Source organism: Pantoea sp. PvP021 (assembly GCF_054056055.1).
In genome coordinates this window covers 1,276,446-1,292,814 of record NZ_JBSRXX010000001.1, presented here as the reverse complement: position 1 = coordinate 1,292,814, position 16,369 = coordinate 1,276,446, and the positions used below count along the sequence as shown (strand labels likewise).

At 53.2% G+C, this 16,369-nt stretch carries 17 protein-coding genes; 7 read left to right on the top strand and 10 right to left on the bottom strand.

Going from position 1 to position 16,369, the window contains the following annotated elements; translation table 11 throughout:
• Positions 1–75 precede the first annotated feature (75 nt).
• Together ACVKSX_RS05940 and ACVKSX_RS05935 are read left to right on the top strand one after the other, a co-directional pair.
• Positions 76–219, top strand: a complete 144-nt coding sequence (locus tag ACVKSX_RS05940) for a hypothetical protein (protein ID WP_010246429.1) — start codon at positions 76–78, stop codon at positions 217–219.
• A gap of 39 nt (positions 220–258) precedes the next feature.
• Positions 259–432 carry a hypothetical protein gene (locus ACVKSX_RS05935; protein WP_354438481.1) on the top strand — a complete coding sequence of 58 codons (174 nt, stop codon included), beginning with the start codon at positions 259–261 and terminating at the stop codon, positions 430–432.
• Here ACVKSX_RS05935 and ACVKSX_RS05930 read toward each other — a convergent pair.
• Entirely contained in the window at positions 420–1,583 is a 1,164-nt protein-coding gene (locus ACVKSX_RS05930) for a glycoside hydrolase family 1 protein (RefSeq protein WP_010246425.1), read from the bottom strand. The genes ACVKSX_RS05935 and ACVKSX_RS05930 overlap by 13 nt on opposite strands.
• Before the next feature lie 155 nt (positions 1,584–1,738).
• Here ACVKSX_RS05930 and ACVKSX_RS05925 point away from each other — a divergent pair, with 155 nt between their 5' ends.
• Positions 1,739–3,199 carry a phospholipase D family protein gene (locus ACVKSX_RS05925; RefSeq protein WP_010669827.1) on the top strand — a complete coding sequence of 487 codons (1,461 nt, stop codon included), beginning with the start codon at positions 1,739–1,741 and terminating at the stop codon, positions 3,197–3,199.
• 296 nt (positions 3,200–3,495) lie between these two features.
• On the opposite strand, the gene mdoC is transcribed toward ACVKSX_RS05925, so the two are convergent.
• Entirely contained in the window at positions 3,496–4,629 is a 1,134-nt protein-coding gene (mdoC, locus tag ACVKSX_RS05920) for a glucans biosynthesis protein MdoC (RefSeq protein WP_010246421.1), read from the bottom strand.
• A 268-nt stretch (positions 4,630–4,897) separates the two neighbouring features.
• Between mdoC and ACVKSX_RS05915 the strand changes: the two genes are divergently transcribed.
• The 3 genes from ACVKSX_RS05915 to ACVKSX_RS05905 all read left to right on the top strand — a co-directional run bounded on the left by ACVKSX_RS05915 (position 4,898) and on the right by ACVKSX_RS05905 (position 9,352).
• The gene (locus ACVKSX_RS05915; RefSeq protein ID WP_354438553.1) at positions 4,898–6,433 is read left to right on the top strand and encodes a glucan biosynthesis protein G; all 1,536 of its coding nucleotides are present in this window, start codon (positions 4,898–4,900) and stop codon (positions 6,431–6,433) included.
• Positions 6,426–8,978, top strand: a complete 2,553-nt coding sequence (mdoH, locus tag ACVKSX_RS05910) for a glucans biosynthesis glucosyltransferase MdoH (protein ID WP_010669828.1) — start codon at positions 6,426–6,428, stop codon at positions 8,976–8,978. Before ACVKSX_RS05915 ends, mdoH begins: the two co-directional genes overlap by 8 nt.
• Before the next feature lie 134 nt (positions 8,979–9,112).
• The gene (locus tag ACVKSX_RS05905; RefSeq protein WP_033767370.1) at positions 9,113–9,352 is read left to right on the top strand and encodes a YceK/YidQ family lipoprotein; all 240 of its coding nucleotides are present in this window, start codon (positions 9,113–9,115) and stop codon (positions 9,350–9,352) included.
• Here the strand turns inward: ACVKSX_RS05905 and ACVKSX_RS05900 are convergent.
• The 3 genes from ACVKSX_RS05900 to ACVKSX_RS05890 form a co-directional block, all read right to left on the bottom strand.
• On the bottom strand, positions 9,343–9,744 hold the full coding sequence (locus ACVKSX_RS05900; protein ID WP_010246413.1) for a MysB family protein: 402 nt from the start codon (positions 9,742–9,744) through the stop codon (positions 9,343–9,345). The two genes, ACVKSX_RS05905 and ACVKSX_RS05900, sit on opposite strands and share 10 nt — an antisense overlap.
• 130 nt (positions 9,745–9,874) lie before the next feature.
• Positions 9,875–10,141 (bottom strand): hypothetical protein, encoded by a 267-nt coding sequence (locus tag ACVKSX_RS05895; protein WP_010669830.1) that lies wholly within the window; start codon positions 10,139–10,141, stop codon positions 9,875–9,877.
• Positions 10,142–10,670: 529 nt separating this feature from the next.
• Complete coding sequence (locus ACVKSX_RS05890; protein WP_010246409.1) at positions 10,671–11,594, bottom strand: Kdo(2)-lipid IV(A) acyltransferase; 924 nt, start codon at positions 11,592–11,594, stop codon at positions 10,671–10,673.
• 252 nt (positions 11,595–11,846) lie between these two features.
• Between ACVKSX_RS05890 and trhO the strand changes: the two genes are divergently transcribed.
• Complete coding sequence (trhO, locus tag ACVKSX_RS05885) at positions 11,847–12,896, top strand: oxygen-dependent tRNA uridine(34) hydroxylase TrhO (RefSeq protein ID WP_010246407.1); 1,050 nt, start codon at positions 11,847–11,849, stop codon at positions 12,894–12,896.
• 39 nt (positions 12,897–12,935) lie between these two features.
• Here the strand turns inward: trhO and ACVKSX_RS05880 are convergent, their stop codons facing one another.
• The 5 genes from ACVKSX_RS05880 to ACVKSX_RS05860 form a co-directional block, all read right to left on the bottom strand.
• A complete protein-coding gene (locus ACVKSX_RS05880; RefSeq protein WP_022625884.1) occupies positions 12,936–13,511 on the bottom strand; it encodes a YceI family protein in 576 nt (191 codons plus the stop codon).
• Between the two features lies 1 nt (position 13,512).
• The gene (locus ACVKSX_RS05875) at positions 13,513–14,088 is read right to left on the bottom strand and encodes a cytochrome b (RefSeq protein WP_029519566.1); all 576 of its coding nucleotides are present in this window, start codon (positions 14,086–14,088) and stop codon (positions 13,513–13,515) included.
• Positions 14,089–14,382: 294 nt separating this feature from the next.
• Positions 14,383–15,495: an N-methyl-L-tryptophan oxidase gene (solA, locus tag ACVKSX_RS05870; RefSeq protein WP_022625882.1), complete on the bottom strand. Its 1,113-nt coding sequence runs from the start codon at positions 15,493–15,495 to the stop codon at positions 14,383–14,385.
• A 94-nt stretch (positions 15,496–15,589) separates the two neighbouring features.
• Positions 15,590–15,844, bottom strand: a complete 255-nt coding sequence (gene bssS, locus ACVKSX_RS05865; RefSeq protein WP_010246399.1) for a biofilm formation regulator BssS — start codon at positions 15,842–15,844, stop codon at positions 15,590–15,592.
• Positions 15,845–16,090: 246 nt separating this feature from the next.
• The gene (locus tag ACVKSX_RS05860) at positions 16,091–16,363 is read right to left on the bottom strand and encodes a hypothetical protein (protein WP_010246397.1); all 273 of its coding nucleotides are present in this window, start codon (positions 16,361–16,363) and stop codon (positions 16,091–16,093) included.
• Between the last annotated feature and the right edge of the window lie 6 nt (positions 16,364–16,369).

The window sequence follows — 16,369 nt, the reverse complement described above, 5'->3', positions numbered from 1 at the left end:
ACGATAATCAGCCTTTCATCTACACTGTCACTCACCGCATCACTCCCGGCGGCCCATGTTTTTCACAGGATAGTTATGTCTTTACCCTTGCCACCCGACGATCACGATGAGCCAATTCGCCAGTCACTTGACGATGCGCACTTTGCGATAGTGGTGCTTGCGGTGACCTCGGTAACGCTTATAATCTTTGTCCTGATGATTACGCTCTGGATGAGCTGACACGCACAGGGATTCAACGGATTGAATAAGGAGAAGGCGATGGACTCCGGAGATGACAAATTAATCGCAATTATCGGTTTGCTGGCGGCCTGCCTGATCGGGGTGACCTTCCTGTTTACCATGGTCTGGCTGACCGACGTACGTCATCCTGCCGATCCCTCTCTCGACGTTCGCTCCTGTTACCCTAAAAAGCCATCTTCTCAGCACGTCTGATTTCGTGTCGCAAACTTAATCTGCTGACTGCGCAATACCAGCGCCAGCGGCTCATGCAGATTACGGTTGCCATTGGGATCGGCTAATCCCAGCAGCGGGCCAGGGGAACGCCGGTCATCGGCCCAGGCGGGATACTCCACTACCGGATAGAGCGAAATCCCCTCCACCGCAATGCCCTGATCCAGCGCCAGCGCCACGTTTTCACTGATCTCCTGCAGCCAGGGGGCGCGCGCTTCACCCTCAGCGCCGGTTTCGGCAATCAGCATCGGACGCTGGTAGCGCTGCCAGCACTGCGCCAGCAGGATATGCAGCGGCACACGCTCCGGATCCTCCAGCGACATCGGCTGGTCGGGGAAAAACCAGTGGTTATCGGGATAGTAGTTCAGGCCGAGGATATCCAGGCAATCTTCACTGCCGCCTAGCTCCTTATCGACGCGACCGGCCAGCATGTCCCAGGCTTCGAACTGCGCCTGATGCTGCGCATCGGCATAGGGTTTGCTGTCCGGATTATCGGGATGATGAGCGATCTGCACCAGCGGGTCAGTCAGCACAAAGCGCGCCTCCGGATAGACCTCGCGAATGGCATGTATCGCCGCCAGCGAGGCGCGGACCAGCTGGCGCTTCAGCTCTTTACCACGCTGCGCCGCATGAGGATTAAACCAGGCCACATCCGCCCCGGCCCATGACCAGAATGAGATTTGATTAACCGGTGTAAAGAAGGGGCGTTCGATGCCCTGATCGCGCATCAGTTGTGCCATCGCACGGGCGAAACGACTAAAATGGTCAACAAATTCGGCTTTCCAGATATTAAGATGATCGGGATAACCGAAATGAGCCAGCTCCCAGATGATCTCCATCTGCTGACGTCGCGCGGCGTCGACCATTGGCAGAAAGCTCTGCCAGTCATACTGGCCAGGGATCTTTTCGATCAGATGCCAGCGCGCACCGTCGCGGGCGGTGAGCAGATGCTGCTCAGCCAGGGCGGCATAATCTTTTTCCAGCAGCATATCGTGTCCGCTGCTGATCACCATATCCAGCCGTTTACCGGGCGTACGGCAGGCAGTGGAACAGGGGAAACTGCCCTGGAAAAAGCTGCGAAACAGGCTGGGATGATAGCGCTGGCGGGCATCTGTAAGGGATTGATGAGACATATTCCTCTCCTGCCGGGATAATGCCGGTCACAGATCGTCCGGTTAAGTCTAGACTAAAAAACGCCCGTGACCCCTCACTAACTCAGAACAGAGGAATAGCATCAGAGGTCGGACCGGGGAATAATAAAAATAACTGCATTTTACAGGGAAATGTCATGACCGAAGCGTTTGAGCTCTCCCAGCCATTGGAACGGTCCAGCTGGCTGGAAACACAGCTGGAGCCAGAGTGTCTGCGCCATCCGGGTCTGAGCGGCGTCCATCAGCTGAGCGACGGGCTGGATGCTTTTGCTGCCCGCTATCTGCTGATGCAAAAAGCGGAGCGTTCACTCGATATCCAGTATTACATCTGGCAAAACGATCTCTCTGGCCGGTTGCTGTTCAGCGCCGTGCTGGAAGCTGCCCGACGCGGCGTGAAAGTGCGGCTGCTGCTGGATGACAACAATACGCCGGGCCTGGACGACACGCTGGCCCAGCTCAACCGCCATCCCAACATTGAGGTGCGGCTGTTTAATCCGTTCTCGTTTCGCACCCTGCGCGCGCTGGGTTATCTCACCGACTTTGCCCGTCTGAACCGCCGCATGCACAACAAAAGCTTTACGGTGGATGGCGTCACGACCGTGGTCGGTGGGCGCAATATCGGCGACGAATATTTCGGCACCGGCAATGAACCGCTGTTTGCCGATCTCGACGTCATGGCAATAGGCCCGGTGGTTAAAGAAGTCGCAGAGGATTTTGAGCGCTACTGGCGCAGTAAGCCGGTCTCGCCGCTGCAGCAGGTGCTGGATGAAGAGGAGCCGGAAGAGGACAGTGTGAGTCTGCCAGCAGAATGGCGTCACAGTGAACCGGTGCAGCGCTATCTTCAGCGGCTGGAAAATTCTTCGCTGCTACAGGAGCTGGAAGAGGGCACGCTGGCTCTGACCTGGGCAAAAGCGCGCCTGCTGAGCGATGATCCGCGTAAAGGGCTGGGCAAAGCGCGTGCCAGAAGCCTGCTGCCGCAGCGAATGCTGGAGGTGATAGGCACGCCGCAAAAGCAGTTCGACATCATCTCGGCCTATTTCGTGCCGACCCGCGCAGGGGTCGCTCAGCTGCTGTCGCTGAAGCGCAAAGGGGTAAAAATTGCCATTCTGACCAATTCGCTGGCGGCTAACGATGTGTCGATTGTCCATGCCGGCTACGCTAAGTGGCGTAAAAAACTGCTGCGTCATGGTATTGCCCTCTATGAGCTGAAACCGCAGGCGGGCGTGCCTGATGCCCCGCACGACCGGGGATTAACCGGTAACTCCGGCTCCAGCCTGCATGCCAAAACCTTCTCAGTGGATCAACAGACGCTGTTTATCGGCTCGTTTAACTTCGATCCCCGTTCAGCGGTGCTGAATACGGAAATGGGACTGGTGATTGAGAGTGCGGCGCTCGCCGGAGAGACGCATCAGCGTTTCAGCCAGTCAATGCGCGATCGGGCATGGACGCTGCGGCTGGATAAGTGGGGCAGGGTAAACTGGCTGGAGTATCCGGGTGAGCCGCAGCAGATTGTGCATAAACACGAGCCGGGCTGCTCCTGGTGGCAACGGCTGCAGGTGCGGTTAGTGTGGCGACTGCCGATTGAGTGGCTGCTTTAAGCTGGACCTTGCCTGGGTACAGGCGCTGGCTCAGGAAGCATACGCCCTCCGCAAAGACGCAAAACCCGCCATCCCTGGCGGGCTCAGCGCGGGCGATTACGCACCTCATCCCTGAGGTGCGCCCGTTGCCGGGCCAACGCGTTGCGTTGTTCAAAAACGCTCCCGGCGTTTTTGTCCCTGGCCCGCTATGCTTTGCTACTGGCGTATGCTCCCATCGCTTTAAACTCTTAAGCTGTCTGTGAGACACATCATTTATAGCCTGACCTCACTTATGGCCCGAGGTCACTGATCGCCTGTCATTGTGCTTGTTTACGCTCAAATTTCCCCGAGAACAGGAACCGCAGCAGCGGGATGCGCAGGTGAATCTCATACAGCAGAAACGCGATGCCAAACACCATCAGCAGGCCAACGAAGAAGCCCAGCGTGTTATTTTCAATCCGTGGCGTCACGTAAATGCCATACAGTAGCGTCAGCGGATGGTGCACCAGATAGATAAACAGTGACGCATTGACCAGATACATAATGCGCGGCGAATGTGAATTCAGCAGCTTATGACCAAAGCAGAAGCAGACATTCAGCATGCAAATGCCCATCAGCGTCGAGATAATCGCATCCAGCTCATACAACCAGCCCTCACCGCTGCTCAGTCGCTGGTTGGCGCAATAGGCCGCAAACATCAGCAGCGCACCGACCCACATCACCAGATTGAAGCGGACAAACAGCTGCTTCAGCGGGGGATGTTTCCACGCCAGCGCTCCCAGCATAAAGAACGGCAGATAGAAGAGTGTCTGCATCACTATGATGCTAAACAAACCATCCATCAGCCACGCAGGCTGGAAAATAAACACCAGACGCCGGAACACGCACCAGAGCAGTGCCCACGCCAGTACGCCCGCCGTCAGCGATCCCCAGCCAACCCGCGAATAATCAATGGTGCGATGCTGATCGCGCAGCCAGCGGAAGGTCACCATCCCCAGCGTGGTCAGCATCACCAGCACCACCAGGAACCACAGGTGTGAAATCAGCTCCCACATCAGGTTATTAAACTTCTGATAGGGCGTGAAACGGGGCCAGTCAGCCAGCTTATCCGTCCACTCTTTCAGCATAAAAAATTGCGGCAGCGTCAGCAGCGGAATGGCGGTCAGCATTGGGATACCTACCCGTTCCAGACGCACCTTCAGGAAGCGACGTGGCTGATAGCGCAGATACAGCATGTAGGAGAAATAGCCCGAAATGACGAAAAACACCTGCATACGAAACGCATGAATAAAATCATTCAGCAGCGTCAGCCATAACGACGCTTCATGACTGTTTACTGCCCATTTCTGCGCAGAGTAGATGAGGGAAACGTGAAACGGCACCCCCAGTAACATCAGATACGCGCGGATGGAGTCGAGGAAGTATTCACGTTCAGGTTTTACAGTACTCATAAAGTTCCAGTTCGTTAGTACGTTTAACCGGTTTCACCCTGAAACCGGATTATGCTCTGTGAAAATTCTACCTGGGATAAACCAGGTATACTATCAGTGGAATCCGTAGTGTCTAATTGTCCTAAAAGCAGGGTTAAGCCTGACGAAATGCGGGAACAATGTTGCGCATAAGCTGTCGGAAAACCGAATAATCCTTTAAGATAAACGGGTTTGATTTAAGCACACGAAAGGGGGGGATGTGCTGACTAAAGAAAAAAATAAAGCCGGACTGATGAAGGTACGCTGGATTGGTACTGCAGTTCTGCTGGCGTTGTACGCCAATAACAGTTGGGCGTTTAACATCGACGATGTTGCCAAACAAGCCAAAGCGTTGGCAGGGAAAAGCTTCGAAGCGCCTAAAAGCAATTTACCCTCTCAATTTCGTGAAATGAAATTTGCTGATTATCAGCAGATCCAGTTTAACCACGATAAAGCGTATTGGGGCAAACTGCGCACGCCGTTCAAGCTGGAGTTTTATCATCAGGGAATGTATTTCGATACCCCGGTGCAGATCAACGAAGTGACCGCCAGCGCGGTGCGCGAGATTAAATACAACCCCGATTATTTTAATTTCGGTAATGTAAAACATGACGCAGATGCGGTAAAAAACCTCGGTTTTGCCGGTTTCAAAGTACTTTACCCACTCAACAACAAGGGTAAAAACGATGAGATCGCCAGCTTCCTGGGCGCGAGCTATTTCCGTGTCATCGGTGCCGGTCAGGTTTATGGCCTGTCGGCGCGTGGACTTGCCATCGATACGGCGCTGCCGTCCGGTGAAGAGTTCCCGCGCTTTAAAGAGTTCTGGATTCAGCGTCCTAAACCACAGGACAAACAGCTGGTGATCTACGCACTGCTCGATTCGCCGCGTGCGGCGGGTGCGTATCGCTTTGTGCTGCATCCGGGTGACGCTTCAACGGTTGATGTGCAGTCAAAAGTTTACCTGCGTGATAACGTCGGCAAACTGGGTGTTGCACCGCTGACCAGTATGTTCCTGTTTGGTCAGAACCAGCCATCGACGGTGAACAACTTCCGTCCGGCACTGCATGACTCTGACGGTCTATCTATCCACAACGGCAACGGGGAGTGGATTTGGCGTCCGCTGAACAATCCGCGTCATCTGGCAGTGAGCACCTTCACCATCGAGAATCCGAAAGGGTTTGGTCTGCTGCAGCGTGGGCGTGACTTTAACAACTATCAGGATCTTGATGACCGCTATGATCTTCGTCCAAGCGGCTGGGTTGAGCCAATAGGCGACTGGGGTAAAGGCCGGGTTGAACTGGTTGAAATCCCGACGGCAGATGAAACCAACGACAACATCGTTGCGTTCTGGACGCCGGAGACGCTGCCAGAGCCTGGCAAAGAGATGAACTTCAAATATCGTCTGCACTTCTCGCGCGACGAAAACCAGCTGCACTCCGATGATACCGCCTGGGTCAAAAATACCCTGCGTTCAGCGGGTGACGTGAAGCAGTCTAATCTGGTGCGTCAGCCGGATGGCACCGTGGCTTTCACCATCGACTTCGTGGGTAAAGACATGAGCAAGATGGCGGAAAACAGTCAGGTGGCACCGCAGGTCAGCGTGGGTAAAAATGCTGATGTGGTTGAGCAGAGCGTACGTTATAACCCGGTCACCAAAGGCTGGCGTCTGGTGTTGCGTCTGCGTGTGAAAGATGCCAAGCAGTCCACCGAAATGCGTGCGGCCTTGATTAGCGGCGACAAGACATTGACGGAAACCTGGAGCTATCAGTTACCTGCCAATGAATAAATCGACTTTTACACCTCAACGTTATGTGGAATCTCTGCCGCTGGATGCGGCAGGGAAGGCCCGACTGAGCGTCTCATTGCAGAATGCCAGCGAGTTCCACTTCATCCATGATGTGCTGGGCAGGGATGTCGCAGCCAGTGACCGTCCCGACGATGCGCCGTTAAAATCGGTCTCATCGCGGGTTGAAATGGCCTGGCCCGATTCGCTGGCCGAAGGTCAGCAGTTGGGTAAAGATTACCTCGACCGCACCACGCTGAAGGCGATGCCGAAGGTCAAACGCTCACTGATGTTCCCGGAAGCCTGGCGTACCAACCCGGTCGCCCGTGCCTGGGACTCACTGCGTGGACACAAATCGGTGCCGCGTTATAGCAATGCCGAAGAGCGGCGTGCCGAGGAGAAGTGGCGTCATGTCGGTTCAATTCGCCGCTACATTCTGCTGATCCTGACCATTTTCCAGACCGTGGTCGCCACCTGGTACATGAAGAGTATTCTGCCGTATCAGGGCTGGACGCTTCTGGATCCGATGGAGATGATCAATCAGAACTGGCAGCAGTCAGTGATGCAGATCCTGCCTTATTTGTTGCAGACCGGCATCCTGTTCCTGTTCGCCATACTTTTCTGCTGGGTCTCTGCTGGTTTCTGGACGGCCCTGATGGGCTTCCTGCAGCTGCTGATTGGACGTGATAAATACAGTATCTCTTACTCAACGGTCGGAGATGAACCGCTTAACCCGGAACATCGTACCGCGCTGATTATGCCGATCTGTAATGAAGACGTTGAGCGTGTTTACGCCGGTCTGCGTGCGACCTGGGAGTCGGTGGTTCGTACCGGTAACGCTGAACACTTCGACGTCTACATCCTCAGCGACAGTTACGATGCGGATATCGCGATTGCCGAACAGAAAGCCTGGATGGAACTGGTGCGGGATGTTGGCGGGGCAGGCAAGATTTTCTATCGCCGTCGTCGTCGTCGCGTGAAGCGTAAAAGCGGAAACATCGATGACTTCTGCCGTCGCTGGGGCAGCAACTACAGCTACATGGTGGTGCTGGATGCCGATAGCGTCATGAGCGGAGAGTGTCTCACCGGTCTGGTACGCATGATGGATGCCAACCCGAATGCCGGGATCATCCAGTCGTCGCCGAAAGCATCGGGTATGGATACGCTTTATGCGCGCTGTCAGCAGTTTGCGACCCGCGTCTACGGTCCGTTATTTACCGCCGGTCTGCACTTCTGGCAGCTGGGCGAGTCTCACTACTGGGGTCACAACGCCATTATCCGCGTGAAACCCTTTATTGAGCACTGTGCCCTGGCACCGTTACCGGGAGAGGGCTCCTTTGCGGGTTCAATCATGTCGCATGACTTCGTAGAAGCTGCGCTGATGCGTCGTGCCGGTTGGGGCGTCTGGATTGCCTATGACCTGCCGGGATCCTATGAAGAACTGCCACCGAACCTGCTGGATGAGCTGAAACGTGACCGCCGCTGGTGTCACGGCAACCTGATGAACTTCCGCCTGTTCCTGGTGAAAGGGATGCACCCGGTTCACCGTGCAGTGTTCCTGACGGGTGTGATGTCCTACCTCTCGGCTCCGCTGTGGTTTATGTTCCTGGCGCTCTCCACTGCCCTGCAGGTAGTGCATACGCTGATGGAACCGACCTACTTCCTGCAACCGCGGCAGCTCTTCCCGGTCTGGCCGCAGTGGCGTCCGGAACTGGCAATAGCGCTGTTCTCAACCACTATGGTGCTGCTGTTCCTGCCGAAAATGCTGAGTGTCGTGTTGATCTGGTTTAAAGGATCGAAGGCCTACGGCGGACCTCTGCGGCTGCTGGCTTCACTGGTGCTGGAAACGCTGTTCTCGGTGCTGCTGGCACCAGTGCGTATGCTGTTCCATACGGTGTTTGTGGTCAGCGCCTTCCTCGGCTGGGAAGTGGTGTGGAACTCACCGCAGCGTGATGACGATGCGACACCGTGGAGCGAGGCGTTTAAACGTCACGGTTCGCAGATGGCATTGGGTCTGGTGTGGGCGATTGGTATGGGACTGCTGGATCTTAACTTCCTGTGGTGGCTGGCACCGATCGTCTTCTCACTGATTCTGTCGCCGTTTGTCTCGGTCATGTCGAGCCGCGCAACGCTGGGCATTAAGAGCAAGAAAGCGAAGCTGTTCCTGATCCCGGAAGAGTACTCACCGCCGCAGGAGTTGGTGGATACCGATCGCTATGTGGTACTGAACCGTGAGCGCGCGCTGGAAAATGGCTTTATGCATGCCTTATTCCATCCTGCCTTCAACGCGCTGGCAACGGCACTGGCCACATCGCGCCACAAGCAGAGTCAGTTACTGGACTATGCGCGTGACCGTCGGGTTGATCAGGCGCTGAGCGATGCGCCGGATAAACTGGGCCGCGAACAGCGTCTGCAGTTGATCAGCGATCCGGTGGTGCTGGCCCGTGTTCATACCCGACTGTGGGAAGATGCGGACAAGTATCATCAGTGGGTTGAGAGTTATCAGAAACTCACGCTCAACCCCAACGCGCTGGCAAACAACGCGTAATCTGAAAAAGCGGCAGCGATGCCGCTTTTTTTATCGGATTAAAACAGCGATTCGCTGATAAATTTATTGCTGGCAGTCACCGCGAGCAGCGCGTGACGATCTCAATGGCTGTTTCTTCATGGCGGATATGTGTGGTGAAAGGGTGCTTAAAGGCGGCTGTTATCGTCGCGGCTGTGCTCTGCTTAAGCGGATGCGGCAGTATTATCAGCCGTACCATTCCCGGGCAGGGGCACGGTAATCAGTACTATCCCGGCGTACAGTGGGATGTTCGCGACAGCGGATGGCGGGTCCTGACGATCCTCGACCTGCCGCTGTCGCTGGTGGTTGATACCCTGTTGTTACCGGTGGATGCCAGCCACGGTCCTTACGAGTAACTGCGATCGGAATCGCTGTTATCATCTTCCCACTCTTGCGCGGCGGCTTCACCCTCTTCGGTGTCCAGCGGCGGCTCCAGCTGGAACTCGCCGTCATCCCACTCGTGCAGGGTATTTTCTGCTAACCACTCCTGACGTAGTTCAACTTCGTCAAAATCTGCATCAAAAATGGCCTGTGCCGCTTCACCGCTACGATAAGGCAGACATTCGCCTGCTTCACCTTCTTCTGCCATGAATTCAGCCTGCCACATGATATCGCCATCCTGCATCACATACTTTTGCAGACCAAACTGGCTGATTGATGCATCCCCTTCCTCAAGCTCCGGGTGGTTAGCGAGGAACTCTTCACGTGCAGCATCGATGGCTTCCTCTAAGGTACTGTACATGCTCATCGCTCTTCTCCTTCACGGGTCTTTGACTATGGATTTATTTGATTTCAGTGAAGGATAGACGAAATCTGAAGGAGGGAAAGGTCAGGCCGGTGCAACTGGCGGGAAATAAGCCATTTCCCGCCAGTCAGGGTCAGATCATCTTTTGCGGGAAATGCAAAACCGGTTGAACGGACTCATGAATCACGGGGGCTGAGTAGCGGATACAACATTTTATACATGGCTTAACTTTCTTAAAATTAATTCTGGCGATGGAGAGGGCCTGACTCAAATTATATAACGTGCCGATAAATATGACCTCTTCTTTATCAGGCATACGCTTGCACCCTTTACGATGAAGAAAGTGATAATTTTCCTGATCGGTACCGATTGTAACGTAATAGTAGAGACCTTTGTTCATATTAACTGTCCCATTAGAGGTTTGCTGTGTTGTCTTTTTTATAATTCTGGCCAGAGCCCTTAAAGGCCTGACTGTTACAAACGAAACTACCGATAAGCATTAATGAGTTCAAATTCCATAATGGTCTATCGGGGTGTTAAAAAAATGTAAAATGGAATATAAGCTAAATCAGCAAGGCAATCGCTTGTAAAATAAGTTAATTTTTATCGATTCATAAGCGGTGAGACACCGTTAAGACCAGCTAAATAGGATTAGGCCTGGCGTGCAGAATAATCAGCGCCATAACAGATTTAATAGCACTCGCTGCAATATTAATTAATAAATAGCGAAACAGGCTGAATGCCGCCTGCCGTCCTGTTAATTGATTAGCTTTTTTAAATTTAAACAGAGAGAAATTATATTATGAATATAGGTGTTTATTAATTACTGGACCTGCGGTTTCGCTTACAGGCTGAGTCAGCCATGAGTGATTTATTTAAGAGGGGAGTAAAACGCGCTAAATGCCTGACAGACATTTAGCGCGAACAGATTAATAACGGGAGGGTTCGCCCTCGGGGCGCGTTTTAAAGCGGCGGTGGAGCCACATATACTGTTCAGGTGCTAGCAGCACACCCTCTTCAACAACCTGATTCATTCTGGTTGCGGTTGCGACATCACTTTCCAGCGTAAATTCGCCGCTGATGTCAGGCAGTATCATCAGTTCATAGCCGCGACCCCCAGGCAGACGACGCGGCACAAAAGGGATGACAGCCGGTTTACCGGTGCGGATCAGCAGATGGGTGCCCACCGTTGTGGCCGCTTTTTCCACGCCAAAGAAGGGGACAAAGACGCTGCTGCGCGGGCCATAATCGTGGTCGGGCGCATACCAGATAATGTCACCCTGTTTCAGTGCGCGGATCATTCCTTTGAGATCTTTACGATCGAGCATGCTTTTATTTGACCGCATCCGACCTTTGACCTGAAGCCAGTCGATCAGTTTGTTGTCATTCGGGCGATAGACGCCAATGCCAGGGTTATGGATACCAAACATGCGTGCACCAATCTCCAGCGTCAGAAAATGCATGCCGATAAGCAGCACGCCGCGCTGGCTATCGCGCGCCTGCTGAATATGCTCCAGCCCCGACGGCGTATGCCATTTATTGATGCGCCAGTCAGGCCAGAACCACGCCATACCGGTCTCAATTAATCCCATGCCGACCGATTCGAAATTGTGTTTAACCATCGCTTCGCGTTCATTTACCGGCATATCCGGAAAACTTAATTCCAGATTACGCCGGGAAATACTGACGCGGTGTTTCATAAAACGCATCCCAATGCGGCCAATATTACAGCCGAGAACATAAAGCAGGGGATAAGGAAGTAGCACCAAAAGATAAAGAGAAGCGACACCCAGCCAGGTCAGCCAATAGCGCGGGTGGAGCAGTTCTCGTGAAAACTGAGGCAACTGAGTCATGTGAAGGTTAATTTTCCTGCGTCGCGCACCGTGCGGTGCTGATATCTCGTTGATTTACGCCATTGTGCCAGTTTTTGACGTGCGCTTAAATATCACTATCGGAACGTGCCATCAATGAACAAAGGTTAATAGTCCAATGTTGCTGCAAAAAACGGCAACAGGCGATCAATCTGGTCACTGGCCTTTGCATCCCGGTGAAATCAGGTATCATGTGCGCGCTAAATTTCTTCTATTGATAACAGGACGAACACCATGCCAGTGTTACATAACCTCGTTTCCAATAAAGAGCTGAAGGCGCGCATGCTGGCTGAAACCGAGCCGCGCACCACTGTCTCTTTTTATAAATATTTCCAGATTGCCGATCCCAAAGCATTCCGTGACGCGCTCTATCTTGGCCTGACAGCTCTTAAGGTCTTTGGTCGCGTCTACGTGGCCCACGAAGGCATCAATGCGCAGATCAGCGTGCCAGCCAGCCAGTATGAAAAGATGAAAGAATGGCTGTATGGCTTTGATCCGGCGCTGAACAACCTGCGGATGAATATTGCGCTGGATGATGATGGTAAATCGTTCTGGGTGCTGCGTCTGAAAGTGCGCGACCGCATTGTCGCGGACGGTATCGAAGACGACAGTTTTGATGCCAGCGATGTGGGTCAGTATCTTAAAGCGGCGGACGTAAACGCCATGCTGGACGATCCTGACGCCCTGTTCGTGGATATGCGTAACCACTACGAATATGAAGTGGGTCGCTTTGATAATGCGCTGGAAGTGCCTGCTGACACCTTCCGCGATCAGCTGCCGATGGCGGTTGAGATGCTGCAGGATCAGAAAGACAAAAAGATCGTGATGTACTGCACCGGCGGGATCCGCTGTGAAAAGGCCAGTGCCTGGATGCGGCACAACGGCTTTGAAGATGTCTATCACATTGAGGGCGGTATCATCGAGTATGCCCGACGTGCCCGTGAGCAGGGATTACCGGTACGTTTCAAAGGCAAAAACTTTGTTTTTGATGAGCGGATGGGTGAGCGGATCTCTGACGATGTGTTGTCGAACTGTCATCAGTGCGGCGAACCCTGTGATACCCACGTTAATTGTGTCAATGACGGTTGTCATCTGCTGTTTATTCAGTGCAAAAGCTGCGCGGAGAAGTTTGAGAACTGCTGTAGCCCGATCTGCCAGGAAGAGGCGAAGCTCTCACCGGAAGAGCAGCGCGCGCGTCGGGCAGGACGTGAAAATGGCAACAAAATCTTTAACAAGTCGCGTGGCCTGTTAAACATGACCATTCCCTCGCCGCTGAAGAAATAAGCGTGGCCGCCTGAAGTCAGCTTCAGGCGGCTTACTGTTTTACTGGCGTACACCCTCAACCGAAATCATCAGCTGAACCTTCTGCGAAGCTGGCCCCAGATCTTTGGTGATGTTGAAATCTTTCAGTGCAATTTCCCCTTCAGCCTCAAAGCCAGCGCGGTAGCCGCCCCACGGATCTTTACCTTCACCCAGCATTTTCGCCTCGAGCGTTACCGGTTTGGTCACGCCATTCAGCGTAAGATCGCCAGTAATCTTCAGCTCATCACCCTCTTTTTCCACCGCTGTGGATTTGAACGTGGCCTGCGGGTTTTTGCTGGTGTTCAGGAAGTCGGCACTGCGCAGGTGCTTGTCACGTTCAGCATGGTTAGTATCGATGCTGCTGGTGTTAATGGTGACGTCGACTTTATCTGCGGCAGGATTCTTCTCATCAAAGGTAAAGCGGCCATCAAAATCCTTAAAGGTGCCGTAGAGCCAGCTGTAACCCAGATGCTGGATACGGAACTGAATAAAGGCGTGCTGGCCCTCTTTATCGATTTTGTAGTCAGCGGCAGAGGCGGTGAGTGAGCCGAGCAGCAGACTGGCACCGGTCATCGCCAGCAGGGTCTTTTTAAACATATTATTTATCCTTTTCAGAGGGAGAGGTGAAACGCAAACCCGACATCCGTTTTAAGGTGATATCGCGATCGATAAAGTGATGTTTTACCGCAGCCAGCCCATGCAGCAGTGACAGGACCACAACCGTCCAGGCCAGCCAGAGGTGAATGTCGCCCGCAAGATCAGCCTGTTCGCCAGCACCGCTGAACAGCGCGGGCAGGGTGAACCAGCTGAATACCGAGATGGGTTTGCCATCGGCGGTGGAGATCAGATAGCCGCTGATCAGAATCGCCAGCAGCAGGGTATACAGTAACAGGTGGGCCACCACCGAACTGATGCGTACCAGCGGGGAATAACTGCTAAGCGGTTTTGGCGGCGGTGAAATAACGCGCCACAGCAGGCGAACGATCAGCGTCAGCAACAGGATCACGCCGATGCTTTTATGGATCTCAGGCGCGTCGTGATACCAGCTGTCGTAATAGCCGAGGCCGACCATCCATAATCCCAGCGCAAACATGGCGTAAATTGCCAGCGCCATCGACCAGTGCAGCAGCACGGCAACCAGGCCAAACTGATGAGATGAATTACGTAATAACATAATGAGGTTTTCATGAAGTAATAATCTGAAATAAGCATCCACATTATGAAATATAAAAGCAATCATCCTTACGCTTCTATAACTTTAATTTTATATTGTGAAAAGGTTGAATAAATCAGGTGTGAAATGCGCAATATTACTGAATGAGTTATTTGTGAGGCGCTGGTCGTTAACTAAAAAGAGCCGGAATTAACCAAAAGGGCGAAATATATTCTGACTTTATGTCAGTAAGAGTCAATTTTCGTCAAAGTCTGTCAGTCGGGCGGCATCAGGCTGATACCACCCTTTATCGAGTCAGAAACGTGAGAGGCGGAAGGGTGTCAGATCAAAAGAGAACGGTTTTTGCTGGGCAAATTCTGCAGCCAGTTCGCCCAATACGCTGGCGAATTTAAACCCGTGTCCACTGAGCCCGGTAATTAACAAGCGGTCTGGTTCACCCGGCAGGGTATCAATTATAAAGTCTTCATCCGGGCTAAAATCGTAGCTGCAGGCTTCGCCATGCAGACAGACACCGACGCCAGGTAAAAACTGACGGAGGAATCCAAAAGCTTCGCTGCCATCGGCCGCCACCGCGCCAAAAGGCTTACGATCCTCAGGCTGCTGCATCAGCTGACCGCCATCATGACGACCCACTTTCAGGGCGTTGTTATCCGCCGGGAAGCCATAAAACTGGCTGCCATCGCCCATTTCCACCGTAAAACCGGGAAACTTATTGTTCTCACTGTAGCGGCCATCTGCCTGATACCAGGCGAACACCTTGCGGGTGGGCGCGACCGGCAGGTCAGGAACTAATTTGCCAACCCATGTGCCCGCACTGATCAACATTTTGCGGCCCCGGTAGACGCCATCCAGGGTAGTGACCTGCTGCAGATCGCCATCGCGACCCAGCTCTGAAACCGGGCAGTTAAACAGCTGCGCGCAGCCCGCCTGCTCCGCCAGCTGGATCCAGCTGCGTACCGCCTGTTCACATTTCAGATAGCCGGACTGCGGCTCAAATACGCCCAGATAGCCCTCAGGCACATTGATTTGTGGCCAGCGCTTGCGCACGTCATCTGGCTGCATCACCTCAATATTGAGCTGCCAGCGGGTCGCGCTGTCGATGACGTTCTGAATAAACGGCGACTGATTCGGGGCGAGGTTAAGTACGCCACTGCGATGCATGATGCGCTCACCGGCACGCTGTTCCAGCTCATCCCACAGCGTTTGCGCCCGCAGGACCAGGGGAACATAGCGTTCACCTTCACCATAGGCGTGACGAATCAGCCGGCTCTCGCCATGATGTGTGCCCTGATTATGGGGAGGATGGGCGCTGTCGATCATTAACACTGATAAACCCGCCTGGGTGGCATAGTAGCCTGCCGCCGCGCCCACGGAACCGCTGCCAACGACGATAAGATCATAAATCATGGTAACTACGCTCTAAGAGACAGATAATCAAAAGCATACCAGAAACAGAAACGAAAAAGGCACCCCTGAGGGCGCCTCTTTGATGCGGCAGAAATTAATGCTTTTTGAGGAGTCGTTCTATCTGCTCGGCTGATTCTATCTTGGCGATGCCTGCTTCGAGGATCGAGATAAATTGCCTTGCCACATCCGTTGTCAGCCAGTATGTCGGGCCAACATCCGCTTCTTCTTCTTTTTGATCCTGCGACGACAACGAGTGCAGGCGGATCATCATGGCGTCATAGCTGTCAACGGTACTGATATCCCAGCCCACCAGTGGGTGAGTCTGTATAACATCTTTTCTTCTGTCCATTATAACCTCCTTATTACTCGTTAAACGAAGTGCATGATGAGGTTCAATGCGGCTTTTTTATTCCAATAGCGAAACAATTATAACAGTAAACGAGGGTATCACTGTTTAAAAAATGCCGTGAGTCAGCTTCTCACAGAATATTTGCGTTTGAAAGGCGGGCGTAAAAAAATAAAATGCCTGACGGGCAGGCATTTTTATCAGCAGTCAAAAGACAGGCAAAAAGCGGGCTTAGCCGCGTGAGCGGACTCAGAGAGCCGGCGTTTCTGGCACTACGCCGCCGCCGCGTTTTTGCAGTGTTTCTGCCAGACGGGCAAAGTGCTGCTGAAGCTGCTCATCATGGTTTTGATTTTGGGCTTCCAGCGACAGATTGTGTACCAGTAGCTGACTGGCACGATCGTCAAGACAGAATATCAGACTGGAAAAGGCATTTTCCAGCACCGTTAAACGACGCTTCTGATCACCAATCAGTGCTAACAACTCACCAAAGGTCATCGCCTCTTCCGGTTTATCAGTAGTCATGGTGTC